Origin of the sequence: Streptomyces sp. NPDC006512, from assembly GCF_040611935.1 — a bacterium.
In the GTDB taxonomy this organism is placed as follows: Bacteria; Actinomycetota; Actinomycetes; order Streptomycetales; family Streptomycetaceae; genus Streptomyces.
On the sequence record NZ_JBEXPG010000002.1, the window covers coordinates 165,914 to 184,147 of the forward strand.

General features: G+C 73.3%; 20 protein-coding genes. 4 read left to right on the forward strand and 16 right to left on the reverse strand.

The genetic code is table 11. The annotated features are described in order from the left end of the window. The first annotated feature begins 5 nt into the window (after positions 1–5). Positions 6–1,202: a methyltransferase domain-containing protein gene (locus tag ABZZ17_RS02020; protein WP_356871154.1), complete on the forward strand. Its 1,197-nt coding sequence runs from the start codon at positions 6–8 to the stop codon at positions 1,200–1,202. Between the two features lie 14 nt (positions 1,203–1,216). Here ABZZ17_RS02020 and ABZZ17_RS02025 read toward each other — a convergent pair whose 3' ends face one another. The 5 genes from ABZZ17_RS02025 to tsaB form a co-directional block, all read right to left on the reverse strand. Next, the gene (locus ABZZ17_RS02025) at positions 1,217–1,873 is read right to left on the reverse strand and encodes a hypothetical protein (protein ID WP_356870960.1); all 657 of its coding nucleotides are present in this window, start codon (positions 1,871–1,873) and stop codon (positions 1,217–1,219) included. A 122-nt stretch (positions 1,874–1,995) separates the two neighbouring features. After that, positions 1,996–2,268 carry a hypothetical protein gene (locus ABZZ17_RS02030; protein ID WP_356870962.1) on the reverse strand — a complete coding sequence of 91 codons (273 nt, stop codon included), beginning with the start codon at positions 2,266–2,268 and terminating at the stop codon, positions 1,996–1,998. Then, positions 2,265–3,392, reverse strand: coding sequence for a tRNA (adenosine(37)-N6)-threonylcarbamoyltransferase complex transferase subunit TsaD (gene tsaD / locus ABZZ17_RS02035; RefSeq protein ID WP_356870964.1), 1,128 nt, complete (start codon positions 3,390–3,392; stop codon positions 2,265–2,267). Before tsaD ends, ABZZ17_RS02030 begins: the two co-directional genes overlap by 4 nt. Beyond that, entirely contained in the window at positions 3,385–3,867 is a 483-nt protein-coding gene (gene rimI, locus ABZZ17_RS02040) for a ribosomal protein S18-alanine N-acetyltransferase (protein WP_356871156.1), read from the reverse strand. Before rimI ends, tsaD begins: the two co-directional genes overlap by 8 nt. 26 nt (positions 3,868–3,893) lie before the next feature. Then, positions 3,894–4,556 carry a tRNA (adenosine(37)-N6)-threonylcarbamoyltransferase complex dimerization subunit type 1 TsaB gene (tsaB, locus tag ABZZ17_RS02045; protein ID WP_356870966.1) on the reverse strand — a complete coding sequence of 221 codons (663 nt, stop codon included), beginning with the start codon at positions 4,554–4,556 and terminating at the stop codon, positions 3,894–3,896. 135 nt (positions 4,557–4,691) lie between these two features. Here tsaB and ABZZ17_RS02050 point away from each other — a divergent pair, with 135 nt between their 5' ends. Further along, positions 4,692–5,252, forward strand: a complete 561-nt coding sequence (locus ABZZ17_RS02050; RefSeq protein WP_356870968.1) for a hypothetical protein — start codon at positions 4,692–4,694, stop codon at positions 5,250–5,252. A 53-nt stretch (positions 5,253–5,305) separates the two neighbouring features. Here ABZZ17_RS02050 and ABZZ17_RS02055 read toward each other — a convergent pair whose 3' ends face one another. The 8 genes from ABZZ17_RS02055 to ABZZ17_RS02090 form a co-directional block, all read right to left on the reverse strand. After that, on the reverse strand, positions 5,306–5,482 hold the full coding sequence (locus ABZZ17_RS02055; protein WP_356870970.1) for a hypothetical protein: 177 nt from the start codon (positions 5,480–5,482) through the stop codon (positions 5,306–5,308). Between the two features lie 162 nt (positions 5,483–5,644). Next, positions 5,645–6,193 carry a tRNA (adenosine(37)-N6)-threonylcarbamoyltransferase complex ATPase subunit type 1 TsaE gene (gene tsaE / locus ABZZ17_RS02060; RefSeq protein ID WP_356871158.1) on the reverse strand — a complete coding sequence of 183 codons (549 nt, stop codon included), beginning with the start codon at positions 6,191–6,193 and terminating at the stop codon, positions 5,645–5,647. After that, the gene (locus ABZZ17_RS02065) at positions 6,150–7,325 is read right to left on the reverse strand and encodes an alpha/beta hydrolase (RefSeq protein ID WP_356870972.1); all 1,176 of its coding nucleotides are present in this window, start codon (positions 7,323–7,325) and stop codon (positions 6,150–6,152) included. Before ABZZ17_RS02065 ends, tsaE begins: the two co-directional genes overlap by 44 nt. Positions 7,326–7,342: 17 nt before the next feature. Then, positions 7,343–8,491 (reverse strand): alanine racemase, encoded by a 1,149-nt coding sequence (gene alr / locus ABZZ17_RS02070; RefSeq protein WP_356870974.1) that lies wholly within the window; start codon positions 8,489–8,491, stop codon positions 7,343–7,345. A 113-nt stretch (positions 8,492–8,604) separates the two neighbouring features. Continuing rightward, a complete protein-coding gene (locus ABZZ17_RS02075) occupies positions 8,605–10,017 on the reverse strand; it encodes an NAD(P)H-hydrate dehydratase (protein ID WP_356870976.1) in 1,413 nt (470 codons plus the stop codon). 17 nt (positions 10,018–10,034) lie between these two features. Continuing rightward, on the reverse strand, positions 10,035–10,403 hold the full coding sequence (locus tag ABZZ17_RS02080) for a holo-ACP synthase (protein ID WP_356870978.1): 369 nt from the start codon (positions 10,401–10,403) through the stop codon (positions 10,035–10,037). 26 nt (positions 10,404–10,429) lie between these two features. After that, the gene (gene glmS, locus ABZZ17_RS02085) at positions 10,430–12,277 is read right to left on the reverse strand and encodes a glutamine--fructose-6-phosphate transaminase (isomerizing) (protein ID WP_356870980.1); all 1,848 of its coding nucleotides are present in this window, start codon (positions 12,275–12,277) and stop codon (positions 10,430–10,432) included. Positions 12,278–12,407: 130 nt separating this feature from the next. Further along, positions 12,408–13,184, reverse strand: coding sequence for a hypothetical protein (locus ABZZ17_RS02090; protein ID WP_356870982.1), 777 nt, complete (start codon positions 13,182–13,184; stop codon positions 12,408–12,410). A 310-nt stretch (positions 13,185–13,494) separates the two neighbouring features. On the opposite strand from ABZZ17_RS02090, the gene coaA reads away from it, so the two are divergent. Both coaA and ABZZ17_RS02100 read left to right on the forward strand, forming a co-directional pair. Continuing rightward, positions 13,495–14,514 (forward strand): type I pantothenate kinase, encoded by a 1,020-nt coding sequence (gene coaA / locus ABZZ17_RS02095; RefSeq protein WP_356870984.1) that lies wholly within the window; start codon positions 13,495–13,497, stop codon positions 14,512–14,514. Positions 14,515–14,536: 22 nt separating this feature from the next. After that, positions 14,537–15,499 carry a DUF389 domain-containing protein gene (locus tag ABZZ17_RS02100; protein WP_356870986.1) on the forward strand — a complete coding sequence of 321 codons (963 nt, stop codon included), beginning with the start codon at positions 14,537–14,539 and terminating at the stop codon, positions 15,497–15,499. 13 nt (positions 15,500–15,512) lie between these two features. Here ABZZ17_RS02100 and glmM read toward each other — a convergent pair whose 3' ends face one another. The 3 genes from glmM to rplM form a co-directional block, all read right to left on the reverse strand. Beyond that, entirely contained in the window at positions 15,513–16,871 is a 1,359-nt protein-coding gene (glmM, locus tag ABZZ17_RS02105; RefSeq protein ID WP_356870988.1) for a phosphoglucosamine mutase, read from the reverse strand. Between the two features lie 135 nt (positions 16,872–17,006). Next, a complete protein-coding gene (rpsI, locus tag ABZZ17_RS02110; RefSeq protein ID WP_356870990.1) occupies positions 17,007–17,522 on the reverse strand; it encodes a 30S ribosomal protein S9 in 516 nt (171 codons plus the stop codon). A gap of 42 nt (positions 17,523–17,564) precedes the next feature. Further along, positions 17,565–18,008: a 50S ribosomal protein L13 gene (gene rplM / locus ABZZ17_RS02115; RefSeq protein ID WP_073912858.1), complete on the reverse strand. Its 444-nt coding sequence runs from the start codon at positions 18,006–18,008 to the stop codon at positions 17,565–17,567. Positions 18,009–18,234 lie beyond the last annotated feature (226 nt).

Here is an 18,234-nt window from a genome sequence, read left to right on the forward strand (position 1 = left end):
ACCGACTGGCCCACAATGGTGCGGTGACCCCCGAAGACTTCGCCGCGCTCCTCACCCCAGAGGGCCGCGCGCTCCTCGACTCGCTCCGCGACCACGACCCCGCCCAGGAGCTGGCCCTGGCGACCCGGCTGCGCCGCGAGCACCCCGCGCCCCTGGTGTCGGCCGCGCTGGGGCAGGCCCGGCTGCGGCAGCGGGCGGTGGCGAAGTTCGGGGCCGAGGACGCGTTCCGGATGTACTTCACGCCCGGCGGCGGGGAGATGGCGACCCGCGCGCCGGTGGCCTCGTACCGTGCGGGCCGGCTCGCGGAGCTCGGCGTACGCAGCGTCGCGGACCTGTGCTGCGGCATCGGCGGGGACGCCCTGGCCCTGGCCCGGCTCGGGATCCGAGTGCTGGCCGTGGACGTCGACCCGCTGACGGTGGCCGTCGCGCGGGCCAACGCCGAGGCGCTGGGGCTGGCGGACCTGATCGAGGTCCGGGAGGCGGACGTGACGGACGTGGACGTGTCCGGGTACGACGCCGTGTTCATCGACCCCGCGCGCCGGGGCGGCCGCGGCCGCGTGTTCGACCCGGAGTCCTACTCGCCGCCGCTGTCGTGGGCCGTGGCGACGGCCCGTACGGCGAAGTACGCGGCCCTCAAGATCGCCCCCGGGATTCCGCACGAGGCGGTCCCGGCGGAGGCCGAGGCGGAGTGGATCTCCGATCACGGGGACGTGAAGGAGGCCGTGCTGTGGTTCGGGACCGAGCCCGGCACGGTGCGCGCGACCCTGCTGCCCGGCCCGCGCCGGCTGCACACCACCGACCCGCTGCCGGACCCGGATGCCGGCCCGGTCGGGCGCTGGCTCTACGAGCCCGACGGCGCCGTGATCCGCGCCCACCTCGTCGCCGAGGTGGCCGAGGCGGTGGGCGGCCGGCTCATCGACCCGACCATCGCCTACGTCACCGCCGACGAGCTCCGTCCGACGCCGTACGCGACGGCGTACGAGATCACCGACGTGCTTCCGTTCGGGCTGAAGAAGCTGAAGGCGCTGCTGCGCGAGCGCGAGGTCGGCATCCTGACGGTGAAGAAGCGCGGGTCGGCCATCGAGCCGGAGGAGCTGCGCAGGAAGGTGAAGCCGCAGGGCCCGAACTCGGCGACGGTCTTCCTGACGCGGGTGGCGGGAGCCCCCTCGATGCTGATCGGCTCGCCGGCGCCGGTGGCGTAGCGGGCCCGGGCCGCTCAGCCCCGCGTGTCGGAGAGCGCCGGCCGGGCCGGGGCCGCGCCCGGGACCGGGCGGAAGGAGCGGGCCACCCAGCGCTGGTGCACGCCCGCCTTGGCCAGCCCGAGCAGGCCGGTGATCCACAGGATCATGCCGACCCCCATGAAGTAGGCGACCTCGCCGTACGTGTCGCCCGGCCCCGCCCCGGCCGCGGCCGCGAAGGCCACCCAGAGCCCGGCCCCGCCCACCGCGAGCGACGCCGCCAGCCACACCAGGCTCCGCGCGGGGGCGCGCAGCCGGCCGTCGGCGGCGGGGTCCCGGGCCGCCTCGGCCCAGGCGCACAGCAGCCGGCCCAGGTGCCGTTCCCGCCGGGCGCCCCAGGCCAACCAGAGCCCGGCCGGCACCAGCACGCCCAGCCCGATCAGGCCGAAGACGAAACCGAAGAAGCAGGAGAGGGGGTCGCCCGATTCCAAGGCGGTGACGGCCATGCCGACGAAGGTCCAGCCGACCACGAAGAGCGCGGCGACGGCCCACAGGAGCAGCAGCCGCCCCAGGCCCATGCTGCGCCGGCCGAGGTCCGCGAGGAAGCGCGCGCGGTCGGCCCGTACGGCGCTCTCGTCCAGCCATTCGCGCAGGTGCGCGGGCGGCGGCGGGGGCGGGAGGTCGCGGCTAGGCATGCGCATGACCATAGCGGCAGCCGGTCCAGGCCCGCCGGAGTCCCCTTCGACCACCGCTCCAGCCGCAGGTCCGGGGGCCGCGGGCAGCTTCCGCCCGCGCCGGGCGCCCCGCCCGCGGCGCCTCAGCCGCCCGTGACCTCCACCGACTCGAACCGCCACCGGTGCACGGCCCGGGCGATCAGGTCCGCGGCCGGCTCCGGCAGTTCGGGCAGCTCCGCCGCCACGCCCTCGGCGGCTTCCCACCAGGTGATCACGAGCACCCGGTCCTGCGCGGCGCGCAGCACCTCGCGGCGCACCGGCTCCCGGGCCAGGACCCGCGAGCGGGCCCACTCCAGCAGTTCGTTGCCCCGGCCGTCGGCGGCCCGGGCCTCCCACATCAGCGCGACGGTGCTCACGAGTAGAGGTTGTCCTTGCTGAGCTCGTGGACGTGGTCGTGGCTGTGACCGTGACCGTGGCCGTCGCCGTGCGTGTGGGACTCCCCCGGCACGTGCGGGTCGGTCACCGGCAGCGAGGAGTCGGCGGACAGGTCCCAGTCGGAGGCCGGCCGGTTCCGCTTGACCATCTCGGCGCCGAGCGCGGCGACCATCGCGCCGTTGTCCGTGCACAGCTTCGGCCGCGGTACGCGCAGGATGATCCCGGCGTCGTCGCAGCGTTCCTGTGCGAGCGAGCGGAGCCGGGAGTTGGCGGCCACGCCGCCGCCGATCATCAGGTGGTCGACGCCCTCGTCCTTGCAGGCGCGGATCGCCTTGCGGGTCAGCACGTCGACCACGGCTTCCTGGAAGGACGCCGCCACGTCACGCACCGGCACCTCCTCCCCCGCCTTCCGCTTCGCCTCGATCCAGCGGGCGACGGCCGTCTTGAGGCCGGAGAAGGAGAAGTCGTACGCCGCGTCGCGCGGCCCCGTCAGCCCGCGCGGGAAGTTGATCGCCTTCGGGTCGCCCTCGCGCGCGAGGCGGTCGATGACCGGGCCGCCGGGGAAGCCGAGCTGGAGCACCCGGGCGATCTTGTCGAAGGCCTCGCCGGCGGCGTCGTCGATGGTCGCGCCGAGCGGGCGGACGTCGGAGGTGATGTCCGGGGCGAGCAGCAGCGAGGAGTGCCCGCCGGACACCAGCAGCGCCATGGTCGGTTCGGGCAGCGGCCCGTGCTCCAGCTGGTCGACGCAGATGTGCGAGGCGAGGTGGTTGACCCCGTAGAGCGGTTTGCCGAGGGCGTACGCGTACGCCTTCGCCGCCGAGACGCCCACCAGGAGGGCGCCGGCCAGGCCCGGTCCGGCCGTGACGGCGATGCCGTCGAGGTCGCGGGCGCTGACCCCGGCCTCCTTCAGGGCGCGTTCGATGGTGGGGACCATGGCCTCCAGGTGGGCCCGGGAGGCGACCTCGGGGACGACCCCGCCGAAGCGGGCGTGCTCGTCGACGCTCGACGCGATGGCGTCCGCGAGCAGGGTCGTGCCGCGGACGACGCCGACGCCGGTCTCGTCGCAGGAGGTCTCGATGCCGAGGACGAGAGGTTCGTCAGCCATTGCTCTCACTGCTCTCAGTTCTTGCTTGTGCGGGGTCGGTCAGTCGCATGACGAGCGCGTCGACGTTCCCGGGCTGGTAGTAGCCGCGCCGGAAGCCGATGGGCTCGAAGCCGAAGCGCTCGTAGAGCTTCTGGGCGCGGGTGTTGTCGACCCGTACCTCCAGCAGCACCTCGGCGCATTCGAAGGCGGTCGCGGCGCGCAGCAGCTCGGACAGGAGCCGGGCGCCGAGCCCGGTCCCCCACTGCTCGCGGGCGACCGCGATGGTCTGTACGTCGGCCAGGTCGCCGGCGGAGGCGAGCCCGGCGTAACCGGCCAGGCGGCCGGTGTCCGGGTCCTCGGCGACGACGTAGCGGCGGGTGGCGTGCGGGCCGCGCGCGTGGGCGAGTTCGGACCAGAACATGCCGGCGGACCAGGCGTCGTCGGGGAAGAGCTCGTGCTCCAGTTCCAGCACCGGTTCGATGTCCCACCAGCGCATCTCGCGCAGCGCGGGGGTCTCGGGGGTCACTTGGGGGTGACCACCTTGTAGTTCTTGGGCACCTGGGCGTCGGGCCGGCGCAGGTAGAGCGGGGTGGGCGGGAGGAAGTCCGCGCCCGCGGCGAGCCGTTCGGCGGCGAGCGCCGCGAGGGCGGCGGCCGACTGGTGCTCGGGGGCGCGGGCGTCCGGGAACACCTCGGGGTAGAGGTGGGCGCCCTGGCCCACGGCGGGCAGGCCCGCGACGCGCTCGGCGATGTCGGCCGGGCGGTCGACGGCGGGCTCGCCGGTCCGGGTGCGGGGGTCCTCGTAGCGTGCCCAGTAGACCTCCTTGCGCCGCGCGTCGGTGGCGACGGTGAAGGGGCCCTCGATCCCGGCGGCGCCGGCGGCGTACGCGAGGCCGTCGAGGGTGCACAGGCCGTGGACCGGGACGCCGAGGACGGAGGCGAAGGTGGAGGCGGTGACGAGACCGACGCGGAGCCCGGTGTAGGGGCCGGGGCCGACGCCGACGACGATGCCGGTGACGGCTTCGAGCGTGACTCCGGCCTCGGCGAGGACCTTGTCCACGGAGGGCAGCAGGAGCTCCCCGTGGCGGCGGGCGTCGACCTGGTTCGACTCGGCGAGGACGGACTCCCCGTCGTGCAGGGCGACGGTGACGGCGGGCGTGGCGGTATCTACAGCGAGCAAGAGCACGCGAACAGCCTACGACTCCCGGGCCCCGGGGCCTCGCGGCCGGGCGTCGGGCGGTCCGGCTGCTACCTTTCGACGCAGGGTTCGCACCCAGTTCCGGACGCAGGTCCACACGCAGGCGCGGAGAGGTGGAGCAAGGTGGCAAGCAGAAGCTCGGGAATCGTGGCCGGGCTCACCTTCGCGGCGATCGCCGCCGTGGGCTTCCTCGGCTACCAGGCTTCGGCGACCGCGCCCGCGCTCCCCCCGAAGTCGGCCCCGCAGACCCCGCCGACGCCGTCCCCGGGCCAGGCCCAGGCGAAGCAGGACCCGGCGAAGCCGGCCGCCCTGCCCGCGGATTCGGGCAACGGGCCGCGGGTGGTGTACTCGCTGTCCCAGAAGCGCGTGTGGCTGGTGGCGGAGGGCGGGCAGGAGCCCAGGACCTTCACGGTGATGCCCAGTACGGTCAACCCGGCGGTCGGCAGTTACGCGGTCGGCTCGCGCTCGGGTTCGGTCACCGGCACCGACGGGGTGCCGATCGAGCACGTCGTGCGGTTCACCAGCGAGCAGGGCATCTCCGTCGGCTTCAGTGCCCGGGTGGACGGCGCGACGCCGGCCCCGGACGCGTCGAAGAAGACGGGCGGCATCCGCATGACGCGCGCCGACGGCGACGCGATGTGGGCGTTCGCGACGATCGGCGCGAAGGTCGTCGTCGTTCCCTGACCTGACGCGCCGCCCCGCGTTCACCCGCCCCGCGTTTTCACCCGATGGGGGTATCAGGCCGCTTCCGACTCGGGGGCGGCCTGTTCCGTGTGCGCCGGGACGGCGGCCCGCGCCTCCGGCTGCCGGGCGGGCCGCGCGGGCGGGGTGGACACCGCGGTGGCGGCCGCGCCCGCCGCGAGCAGGGCCCGCATGGACACGACGGGCGCTCGCTCTGCTCCTGCTGCCGACATGGCTGCCTCCTGGACCCCGGGACACCGTACTTAGGTAAACCTAACCAGTGCTCGGTACCATGTGACCACGCCGCCCGCCGCCGGCGCAACGTTTTCCCGACGACTTGTCGGGATGTTTTCGCGCGACGGCCCCCGGCACGGCTGCCCGCGGCTCCCGGAGGGCTACGCCAGCCCCGTCAGCCCCGCCCCGGCCCAGCGCGCCCCGACGCCGCGCACCGCGACCTCGCGGACGTCGTCCAGGACCTCCTCGTGGCCGACCGCCCGGCCGATGACCACGTGCAGCCGGTCGTCGGAGAGCTCCTCCACCTTGCCGTCGCCCCATTCGACGACGACCACGGACTCGGGCAGCGAGACGTCGAGGTCCAGGTCCTCCATCTCGTCGAGTCCGCCGCCGAGCCGGTACGCGTCCACGTGCACCAGCGCCGGCCCGTCGCCCAGGGACGGGTGCACGCGGGCGATCACGAAGGTCGGGGAGGTCACCGCCCCGCGGACGCCGAGCCCCTCGCCGAGGCCGCGCGTCAGGGTGGTCTTGCCCGCGCCGAGCTCGCCGGTCAGCAGGACGAGGTCGCCGGGGCGCAGCAGGCCGGCGATCCTGCGGCCCAGCTCCTGCATGGAGGCGGGCGAGTCGACGGTGATCAGGGTTTCGGCGGCGGTCCCGGCGAGGACCTCAGCGGCCGGGCTGCGCGGCGCTTCCCGCGGTACTTCTTCCATCATGCGTCCCAACGTTAGCCGCTGCGGGGAGCGCCCCCGCGCGCGCCAGGAGGCCGGTCAGCAGGCCGGTCACGGTGTCCGGGTGCTCCAGCATCATCAGGTGCCCGGCGTTCTCCAGCACCACCAGCTCGGCGGCCGGCAGGGCCTCCTTGATGGCGACGCTGTGCCCGGGCGGGGTGATCATGTCCCGGTCCCCGGCGATGACGGTCACGGGGACGCCCGCGAACCGCTGGAGCGCGGCGGTCTTGTCGTGGGTCTGGAAGGCCGGGTAGAACGCGGCGACGACGTCGATCGGGGTCGCCTCGATCAGCCGCTCGGCGAAGCGGGCGACGCCCGGGTCCACGTCCCGGGAGCCGAACGAGTACATCTTGATCATGCCCGCGAAGAGGTCGGCGGTGGCCCGCCGGCCCTTCTCCACCAGCTCGGCCTGCGAACCGAGCACCTTGAGCACGCCGGGGAGCAGGCGGCGGACGGCGCCGAGGCCGACGGAGGGCAGCCCGTACGTCACCTCGCCGAGGCCGCCGCTGGAGGTGCCGACGAACGCCACGCCGACGACGCGTTCGCGCACGAGGTCGGGGAACTGCTCGGCGAGGGCCATGACGGTCATGCCGCCCATCGAGTGACCGACGAGCACGAGGGGGCCCTCGGGGGCGGCGGCGTCGATGACGGCCTTCAGGTCGCGGCCGAGCTGGTCGATGGTCACCGGCTCGCCGTCGGCCGGGAGGGGGCCGCGCGCGCTGCGGCCGTGGCTGCGCTGGTCCCAGTAGACGCTGCGGACGACGCCGCGCAGGGCGGCGCGCTGGAAGTGCCAGGAGTCCTGGCCGAGGCAGTAGCCGTGGCAGAAGACGACGGTGGCGGCGGGGGCGGCCTTGCGGCGCGGGCGCCGCTTCGTGCCGTCGGCGGGCAGCTCGTCGGTCTCGTAGTACAGCTCGGTGCCGTCCTCGGCGCGGCAGCTGCCCTCGGTGCCGCGCAGGGAGCCGTAGTCCCCGGCGGCGTCGAGCGCGAGGCGCGCCTTCATGCGGATGCCGCGTCCGACAGTGATCCGTTCGACCGCGACACCGGCCGCGGCGCCGGCCGCCATCACGCCGATCGCCGCGCCCGCCCAGCCTGCCTTGCGCCAGTTCTCGCTCATGACGTCGCCGTCCTCACTCAGCCGCCCAGGTACACCCGGGGCACCCGGCCTCCGATACGGGTGACGATCTCATACGCGATCGTATGCGCCGCTTGAGCCCAGTCCTCGGCGGTGGGTTCGCCGCGTTCGGCGTCGCCGAGGAGGACGGCCTCGTCGCCGGCGCTGACCGCGCCGTCCGCGGCGCCGGGTCCGAGGTCGACGACGAACTGGTCCATGGCGATCCGCCCGGCCGCGTGCCGGATCCGGCCGCCGACCAGCACGGGGCCGGCTCCGGAGGCGTTGCGCGGCAGGCCGTCGGCGTATCCGGCGGGGATCAGCGCGAGGGTCGTCCGCGACTCGGTGACGTGGTGGTGGCCGTAGCTCACGCCGTGCCCGGCGGGAACCGTCTTGACCAGGGCGACGGAGGCCTTGAGGGTCATGGCGGGACGCAGGCCGAGCTGGGCGGGGGTGCCGATTTCGGGCGCGGGCGAGACGCCGTAGACGGCGAGGCCGGGCCGGACCAGGTCGAAGTGACTCTCGGGGAGGGTGAGCGTCGCCGGGGAGTTGGCGATGTGCCGGACCTCGGGCTCCACGCCCTCCTTCTCCGCGTACGCGAGCATGTCGCGGAAGGCGGCGAGCTGGAGCTGGATGGAGGGGTGGCCGGGCTCGTCGGCGCAGGCGAAGTGCGACCAGACGCCGGTGACCTGGACGGTGCCCTCGGCCTGGGCGGCGACGGCGGCGCCGACCAGTTCGGCCCAGTCGGCGGGCTGGCAGCCGTTGCGGCCGAGGCCGGTGTCGGCCTTGAGCTGGACGCGCGCGGGGCGGCCCGCGGCGCGGGCCGCGGCGCGGACCTCGTCCAGGGCCCACATCGCGCTGACGGACACGTCGATACCGGCCTCGATGGCCTCCCGCCAGGGACCGCCCGGGGTCCACAGCCAGCACAGGACGGGCCCCCCGATGCCGGCGGCGCGCAGTTCGAGCGCCTCCTCGGGGGTCGCGGTACCGAGCCAGTCGGCGCCGGCCTCCTGGGCCGCCCGGGCGCAGGGGACGGCACCGTGCCCGTAGGCGTTCGCCTTGACGACGGCCATCAGCCGGGACCGGGGCGCCCGCGCGCGCAGTGCGCGTACGTTCTCCCGTACTGCGTCAAGATCGATCTCGGCGTACACGCGCGTCGGTGTCTCGTTCATCGGCCCCAGTCTCTCAGAACCGCCCCGGCGCTCCCGCCCCGCACCCGCGCGCCGGGCCGGGCCGATCCGGGCCGATCCGGCACTCCGGGGCGATCCGTCCGCCCGGCCCGGGCTCAGCGCAGGACGTCCCGCCACGCGTCCGGGAGGGCGCCCGCCACCTCGTGGGCCGTCACGGGCGCCCCGGCCGCCGCCCGCCGCCCGGCCAGGCCGTGCAGGTACGCGGCCGCCGACCCGGCGTCCACCCCGCCCAGCCCGGCCGCCAGCAGCGACCCGGCGAGCCCCGACAGCACGTCACCGCTCCCGGCGGTGGCCAGCCACGGGGTTCCGGTGGGGTTGACCCGTACCGGCGCGCCCGCGGCGGCCACCAGCGTCGTCGACCCCTTCAACAGCACCGCCGCCCCGTACCGCCCGGCCAGGTCCCGTACGGCGGCCAGCCGGCCCGCCTCCACCGACGGCCGGTCCACCCCGAGCAGGGCCGCCGCCTCCCCCGCGTGCGGGGTCAGCAGGGTCGCCGCCCGGCGTCCGCGCACCACCGCGCCGTCCAGCCCGCGCAGCCCGTCCGCGTCCACCAGCACCGGCACGTCCCCGTCGGCCAGCGCCTCGGCGACCTCGTCGGCGCGGCCGTCGCCGATCCCCGGCCCGACCACCCACGCCTGTACCCGGCCGCGCCCGATCAGCGTCTCCGGGTACCGCGCCAGTACGGCCTCCGCGACCGCCCGGGGTCCCACGTACCGCACCGCGCCCGCCCCGCCGCGCAGCGCCCCCGCGACGGCCAGCACCGCCGCGCCCGGGTAGCGGTCGGAGCCGGCGACGATCCCGACCACGCCCCTGCGGTACTTGTCGCTCGACGCGGTCGGGGCCGGCAGCAGCCGCGCCACGTCGGCGTGCTGGAGGGCCTCCAGGTCGGGGGCGGGCAGCTCCAGCCCGATGTCCACGAACCGTACGGCGCCCGCCTTCGACGCGCCCGGATCGATCAGCAGCCCCGGCTTGTACGCCCCGAACGTCACCGTCACCCCGGCCGTGACGGCCGGCCCGGCCGTCTCCCCGGTGTCCGCGTCGACCCCGCTGGGCAGGTCCGCGGCGACCACGACCGCCCCCTCGGGGACCCGTTCGGCCAGCGCGGCGGCCGCCGGCCGCAGCCCGCCCCGCCCGCCGATCCCCAGCAGCCCGTCCACGACGAGGTCCGCCCGCGCCGGTACGGACTCCGCGAGCCGCCCCCCGGCGGCCGTCAGCGCGGCCAGCCCGCCCGGGTGCACCCGCTCCGGGTCCATCGGCACCGCCGTCACCCCGGCTCCGCGCCGGGCCAGGCGCGCCCCGGCGTACAGGGCGTCGCCGCCGTTGTCGCCGGGCCCGACCAGCAGGACGACCCGGGCCCCGTACACGCGGCCGCGGCGCCGGGTGAGCAGGCCCGCGCAGACGGCGGCGAGCCCGGCCGCCGCCCGGGCCATCAGGGTGCCTTCGGGCAGCCGGGCCATCAGCTCGCGTTCGGCGGCCCGTACGGTCTCCACGCTGTAAGCAGTACGCATGGCACCAGCCTGCCCCGTCACCCCTCGGCGATCACCACGGCGGACGCGACGCCGGCGTCGTGGCTCAGGGAAATGTGCCAGGACTTCACCCCGAGGGCCTCGGCGCGGGCGGCGACCGTCCCCGAGACCCGCAGCCGGGGCTGCCCGGTGTCCTCCACGTACACCTCCGCGTCGGTCCACAGCAGCCCGCCGGGCGCGCCGAGGGCCTTGGCGAGGGCCTCCTTGGCCGCGAACCGGGCGGCGAGCGAGGCGGTTCCGCGTCGCTCGCCGCTCGGCAGCGTCAGCTCGGAGTCGAGGAAGAGGCGCTGCGCCATGTTCGGCGTGCGCTCCAGCGCGGCGCCGAACCGCTCGATCTCGGCCACGTCAATCCCCACACCGACAATCACGACAACGAACCAGCCCTACTGATCGCTCACTCCACGGTCACCGACTTGGCGAGGTTACGCGGCTGGTCGACCTCGTTGCCGCGCGCCGTCGCCAGCTCGCAGGCGAAGACCTGGAGCGGCACCGTCGCCACGAGCGGCTGGAGGAGCGTGGGCGTGGCGGGGATGCGGATCAGGTGGTCGGCGTAGGGGACCACGGCTTCGTCGCCCTCCTCCGCGATCACGATGGTCCGGGCCCCGCGGGCCCGGATCTCCTGGATGTTCGACACGATCTTGTCGTGCAGGACCGAGCGTCCGCGCGGCGACGGCACGACGACGACCACCGGCAGGTCCTGTTCGATCAGCGCGATCGGCCCGTGCTTGAGCTCGCCCGCCGCGAAGCCCTCGGCGTGCATGTACGCCAGTTCCTTGAGCTTGAGCGCGCCCTCCAGCGCCACCGGGTAGCCGACGTGCCGGCCGAGGAAGAGCACGGTGTTCTTGTCGGCCAGGGACCGGGCGAGGGCCCGTACGGGCTCCATGGTCTCCAGGACGGTGTCCACCGCCGCGGCGATGTCCGACAGCTCGCGGATCACCGCGTCGATCTCGTCGCCCCACTTGGTGCCGCGGATCTGCCCGAGGTAGAGGGCGACGAGGTAGCAGGCCACCAGCTGCGTCAGGAACGCCTTGGTGGAGGCGACGGCCACCTCCGGGCCGGCGTGCGTGTACAGCACGGCGTCCGATTCGCGCGGGATCGTGGAGCCGTTCGTGTTGCAGACGGCCAGCACCCTGGCGCCCTGCTCGCGGGCGTGCCGCAGCGCCATCAGGGTGTCCATGGTCTCGCCGGACTGCGAGATCGCGATGACGAGCGTGCGCTGGTCCAGGATCGGGTCGCGGTAGCGGAACTCGCTGGCGAGTTCCGTCTCGCAGGGGATGCGGGTCCAGTGCTCGATGGCCAGCTTCGCGATCATGCCCGCGTGGTACGCCGTGCCGCAGGCCACGATCACGACCTTGTCGACCTCCCGCAGCACCGAGGCGGGGATGCGGACCTCGTCGAGGGTCAGCAGACCGCTCGCGTCGATCCGGCCGAGGAGGGTGTCGGCGACGGCCTTCGGCTGCTCGGCGATCTCCTTGAGCATGAAGTAGTCGTAGCCGCCCTTCTCGGCCGCGGAGGCGTCCCAGTCCACGTGGTACGCCCGCACGTCCGCGGGCGCGCCGGCGAAGTCGGTCACCGTGACCCCCTCGCGGCGCAGTTCGACGACCTGGTCCTGGCCCAGCTCGATCGCGGAGCGGGTGTGGGCGATGAAGGCGGCCACGTCCGAGGCGAGGAAGTTCTCGCCCTCGCCGACGCCCACGACCAGGGGGGAGTTGCGGCGGGCGCCGACGACGACGTCCGGCTGGTCGGCGTGCACCGCGACCAGGGTGAAGGCACCCTGGAGCCGCCGGCAGACGCGCCGCATCGACTCGGCGAGGTCCGCGCAGGCGGCGAAGTTCTCGGCGAGCAGGTGCGCGACGACCTCGGTGTCCGTCTCGGACTCCAGCCGGTGCCCGCGCTCGGCGAGTTCGGCGCGCAGGTCGGCGAAGTTCTCGATGATGCCGTTGTGGACGACGGCCACCCGGCCGGAGTTGTCCAGATGGGGATGGGCGTTGACGTCGGTGGGCCCTCCGTGGGTGGCCCACCGGGTGTGCCCGAGGCCCGTGGAGCCGGCCGGCAGGGGCCTGCCGACCAGTTCCTTCTCCAGGTTGACCAGTTTGCCGGCCTTCTTGACGTTGGCGAGTTCCCCGTCGGCGAGCACGGCGACACCCGCCGAGTCGTAGCCGCGGTACTCCAGCCGCTTCAGTCCGGCGATGACCACATCGAGCGCCGATTGCGCTCCTACGTAACCCACAATTCCGCACATAGGCGGCAGCGTACGCCGATGTCGGCGCCGTGCCCCGTACCCGAACAGGACGAAAACCCCGCCCCGGCGAATCCACCGGAGCGGGGTTGACGACCCGTTCGAACACGTGCGCCCGACCGGGCGGCGGGCCTCAGCCCAGCTTCTTGACCTGCGCGTCGACGACGCTCTTCGGCAGTTCGGTCTTCAGGCCGTAGGTGTAGAAGGTGGCCAGCGAATTGCCCTTGCGCACGATCACGAAGTGGGTGGTGGACTTCTCGCCGCCGTCCATGTCCATGTCCGCGGTGTAGGACACGGCCTCGTCGCCGCCGGTCACGGCCGCGCCCGGGGTGACGTTGTTGAACTTGACCTTCTCGCCCTCGGACGTGACCGTGTAGCCGGCCGCGCAGGCGGTGCCCGCGGCCTTGACGGCGGCGAAGGCCTCCGCGGCGCCCTTGCCGTCGTACGAGGCGACGGTCACCAGGGTCTGGGCCCCGCCCATGGCCATCAGACCGGCCTCGATCTTCTCCTCGGCGGAGGCGCTCGCGGGGAGCTCCTTGGGCTTGGCCTTGGTGCCGGTGCGGCCGATGCCCGTGGCCGTACCGATCTTCGCGGTCGACTGGACCTGCACCAGCGGCTTGCAGGCGGCGTTGTCGGACTCGGCCGCGACCAGGGCGGCCTTGGCGGCGCCCTCGGGCTTGACCAGCTGGTCCGGGAGGTCCGCCTGGGTGACGACCAGGGCCGTCACCTCGGCGTCCGTCTTGCCCTTCGCGGCGGGAGCCTCCGAAGCCGCCGGGGCGGCGGCGCCGGCGGACGGCTTCGCGTCGTCCGCCTTCTTGTCGGCGTCGCCCGAACCGCAGGCGGTGGCCAGCAGGCTCAGGGACACCGCGGAAGCGGTCAGGACGGCACGACGGACGAGTGCGGTACGCACGATGGATCTCCCCCATGAGGCACGACGAGCGGCAGGGCAGCACGAGCGGCGCCCCGCCCGGCGGGACGCGCATCAGTGCTGCGGTGCCGATCAATCTACGGGCGCGAATCGATCAAGCGATCGAGATTCGGGGGTGCCCGGGAAATCGTGATCCTCACGAGACTTCACAGGACCCCGATCGATACCCGCTCGCGCACAACCCCTCCACAACCCGGCGAAACACTGTCTGACCTGCCCTGATCCGTCCCGCCACGCACCACGTGACCGACCCCACCACCCACGACCGCCCCCGAGCCCCGACAATGGCCGTGTGATCACATCGCCGACGCGTTGCACGCCGGACCGCGCGACGGAGCGCACCGGCCCCCGCCGGGTCCCCGACGCCTCCCCCTACGTCGACCTCACCCGGGCCGAGTGGAGTGCCCTGCGCGAGCGCACGCCGCTGCCCCTCACCGCGGAGGAGGTGGAGAAGCTGCGCGGCCTGGGCGACGTCATCGACCTCGACGAGGTCCGCGACGTCTACCTGCCGCTCTCCCGGCTGCTGAACCTGTACGTCGGCGCCACCAGCAACCTCCGCGGCACCCTGAACACCTTCCTCGGCGACGCGGGCAACGGTCACGGCGCCCAGCAGGGCACCCCGTTCGTCATAGGCGTGGCCGGGTCGGTCGCCGTCGGCAAGTCCACCGTGGCCCGTCTGCTCCAGGCCCTGCTGGCCCGCTGGCCGGAGCACCCGCGGGTGGAGCTGGTCACCACGGACGGGTTCCTGTACCCGATGAAGGAGCTCCAGCGGCGCGGCCTGACCTCCCGCAAGGGCTTCCCGGAGTCCTACGACCGCCGTGCGCTCACCCGCTTCGTCGCCGACATCAAGGCGGGCAAGGACGAGGTCACGGCCCCCGTCTACTCCCACCTGATCTACGACATCGTCCCGGGCGAGCAGCTCGTCGTGCGCCGCCCCGACATCCTCATCGTCGAAGGGCTCAACGTCCTCCAGCCGGCCCTGCCCGGCAAGGACGGCCGGACCCGCGTCGGTCTCGCCGACTACTTCGACTTCAGCGTGTACGTGGACGCCCGCCCCGAGGACATCGAGCGCTGGTACCTGGGCCGCTTCCGCAAGCTGCGCGCGACCGCCTTCCAGAACCCGTTCTCGTACTTCCGCAAGTACACGCAGGTCTCCGAGGAGGAGGCGCTGGAGTACGCGCAGACGATGTGGCGGACCGTCAACAAGCCCAACCTGCTGGAGAACGTGGCCCCCACCCGCGGCCGCGCCACCCTCGTCGTGCGCAAGGGACCGGACCACAAGGTGCAGAAGCTGAGCCTGCGCAAGCTGTAGGGCGGCGCGCTAGGGTGCGGGCATGCTGCACCTGCGGATGATCACCCCGCCCGACCGGACGGAGGAGGTGGTGGCGGTCGTCGAGAAGACGGTCGGCACCACGCATCTGGCCGTGCTCAAGGGCGCGGCCCGCGTCCCCCCGGGCGACCTCGTGCTGTGTGACGTCGCGCGCGAGGCCGGGGACGAGCTGATCCGGGAGCTGCAGGCGCTGGGGATCGACGAGGACGGCTCGATCGCCGTCGAGAACATCGACCTGTCGCTGTCGCGGCGGGCCGATTCCGCCGAGGAGGAGGCTCCCGGCGAGGGGGCCGACGCGGTGCTGTGGAAGCAGCTGACCGAGGCCACCCACGAGGAGTCCACGCTCACCATCACCTACTGCGCGTTCATGATCCTCGCGACCATGATCGCGGCCTGTGGCGTGGTGCTCGACAACGCGATCCTGATCGTGGGCGCGATGGCGGTCGGACCGGAGTTCGGGCCGCTCGCCGGGGTCTGCGTCGGGGTCGTGCAGCGGGAGCCGCGGCTCGCACTGCGTTCCCTCGGGGCCCTGCTGATCGGTTTCGCCGCGGCGATGGCGGCGACGACCGTCTTCAGCCTCTTCATGGACGCGATCGGGCAGTTCGAGCCGGGCGCGCTCGACAGACCGCGTCCGAACACCGGCTTCATCTGGCAGCCGGACTCGTTCTCGTTCGTGGTCTCGCTGCTGGCGGGCGTGGCCGGGGTGCTCTCCCTGACCTCCGCGAAGTCCGGGGCGCTGGTCGGCGTGGCGATCTCCGTGACCACCGTCCCGGCCGCCGCGAACGCCGCCGTGGCACTCGGCTACGGGGAATTCGCCCAGATGTGGGGCTCGGCGGAGCAGCTCCTGCTGAACCTGGGCGGGATCATGCTGGCCGGCATCGTGACCCTGTACGGGCAGAAAGCGCTGTGGCGGACCCAGCGGGGGCGCTGGATCCGCCGGGCCGGGAGCGGAGCCCCCGGCCGCTGAACCACGCGGCAGGCTAGCCGAGCGCCGATTTCACGACGTCCGCGAGCCGCCCGGCGACCGCGCGGGCCTGCTCGATGTCGGCGGCCTCCACCATCACCCGTACGAGCGGCTCCGTACCGGACGGACGCAGCAGCACCCGGCCGGTGACACCCAGCTCGCGCTCGGCGTCGGCGACGGCCGCGGCCAGCTCGCCCGAGGTCGCGACGCGGGACTTGTCCACGTCGGGCACGTTGATCAGGATCTGCGGCAGCCGCTGCATCACCCCGGCGAGCTCGCCCAGGGACCGGCCGGTGGCCGCGACCCGCGCCGCGAGCAGCAGACCGGTCAGGGTGCCGTCGCCGGTCGTCGCGTGGTCGAGGATGATCACGTGGCCGGACTGCTCGCCGCCCAGCGCGTAGCCGTTCTCCTTCATCGACTCCAGCACGTAGCGGTCGCCGACCCCGGTCTGCACGACCTGGATGCCCTCGGCCTCCATCGCCAGCTTGAAGCCCAGGTTCGACATGACGGTGCCGACCACGGTGTTCTCGCGCAGCTGGCCCGCCTCGCGCATGGCCAGGGCCAGCACCGCGAGGATCTGGTCTCCGTCGACCTCGGCGCCGGTGGCGTCCACCGCCAGGCAGCGGTCGGCGTCACCGTCGTGGGCGATGCCGAAGTCGGCCCCGTGCTCGACGACGGCCTGCTTCAGCAGGCCGAGGTGGGTGGAGCCGCAGCCGTCGTTGATGTTCAGCCCGTCGGGCTCGGCGCCGATCGTGACGATCTCCGCACCCGCCCGGGTGAAGGCCTCGGGGGAGACGAACGCCGCCGCGCCGTGCGCCTCGTCGAGGACGACCTTGAGGCCTTCGAGACGGTTGGGCAGGACGCCGATGAGGTGGGCGACGTACTTGTCGAAGCCCTCGGTGTAGTCGGAGACCCGGCCGACGCCGGAACCGGTGGGCCGGTCCCAGGGAGCGCCCGTGCGGTGCTCCTCGTAGACGGACTCGATCCGGTCCTCCAGGTCGTCGGCGAGCTTGTGCCCGCCGCGCGCGAAGAACTTGATGCCGTTGTCCGGCATCGCGTTGTGGCTGGCGGAGAGCATCACGCCGAGGTCGGCGCCCAGCGCACCGGTGAGATACGCCACCGCCGGGGTGGGCAGCACACCGACGCGCAGGACGTCCACGCCGGCACTCGCGAGGCCCGCGACGACCGCGGCCTCCAGGAACTCGCCCGACGCACGCGGATCGCGGCCGACGACCGCGGTGGCCCGGTGGCCCGCGAAGGTGCCCGCCTCGGCCAGTACGTGTGCGGCCGCCACGGAGAGACCGAGCGCGAGCTCAGCCGTCAGATCCGCGTTGGCGACGCCTCGTACACCGTCCGTCCCGAAGAGTCGTCCCACTGTTGTCCTCCCGAGTTCACGCTTCGCTTGTGACCGCTAGTGACATCTATTTGCCGCTTATGGCGGTAAACGAACCGCCCCGGCAGCACAGAGAGTGCTGCCGGGGCGGTTTCGTTGCAGAACAGCAGGCGCAGATTAACGCTTGCTGTACTGCGGAGCCTTACGGGCCTTCTTGAGACCGGCCTTCTTGCGCTCGACCGCACGGTCGTCGCGGGAAAGGAAGCCGGCCTTCTTCAGCGCCGGGCGGTTGTTGTCGACGTCCGCCTCGTTCAGCGCACGGGCGACACCGAGGCGCAGGGCACCGGCCTGGCCGGAGACGCCGCCACCCGAGATGCGGGCGATGACGTCGTAGCGGCCGTCAAGCTCCAGGAGCTTGAAGGGCTCGTTGACTTCCTGCTGGTGCACCTTGTTGGGGAAGTAGTCCTCAAGGGTGCGACCGTTGATCTTCCACTTGCCGGTGCCCGGAACGATCCGGACGCGGGCGATGGCGTTCTTGCGACGGCCCAGGCCGGCGGCCGGCTGGGGGTCACCGAAGCGACCGGCAAGCGACTCGGAGGTGTAGTCGCCCTCGGGCGCAACCTCGGACTCGGTGGTGTACTCCTCGACGCCCTCGAACTCTTCGACGGGGGTCTCGGCGGTGGTCTCGGCCACGATGCTCCTCAGAATTTTCTACGTCTTAGGGGGTGGCCGGAACTACTGCGCGACCTGGGTGATCTCGAACGGCACCGGCTGCTGGGCAGCGTGGGGGTGCTGGTCGCCCGAGTAGACCTTCAGCTTCGAGAGCATCTGACGGCCCAGGGTGTTCTTGGGGAGCATGCCCTTGATGGCCTTCTCGACGGCCTTCTCCGGGTTGTTCGCCAGGAGGTCGTCGTAGCGCACCGAACGGAGACCGCCCGGGTAACCCGAGTGGCGGTACGCCATCTTCTGGGTCGCCTTGTTGCCGGACAGGTGAACCTTGTCGGCGTTGACGATGATGACGAAGTCGCCCATGTCCATGTGGGGGGCGTAGGTCGGCTTGTGCTTACCCCGCAGGAGGGCAGCGGCCTGGGTCGCCAGACGGCCGAGGACAACGTCCTGGGCGTCGATGACGAGCCACTGGCGCGAGATGTCGCCGGGCTTGGGGCTGAACGTACGCACGCGTATGCCTTCGCTTCTTCAGTGGTGGTATCCCAAGGGCGCAAGCCCCACGGGAAGGTCCTGACAGGGTCACCACGGACGATCACGACAGCCCTCGTTCACAGCGGGGACGCAACCCGCGCGAACTGCTGGTCATCGGTCCGGTGGACCGGCGCAAGGCCTTTCACGTGAGAATGAGAAAGCCAATACGCATAACAAACCAGCAGGATACCCAGCAGACCCGTAC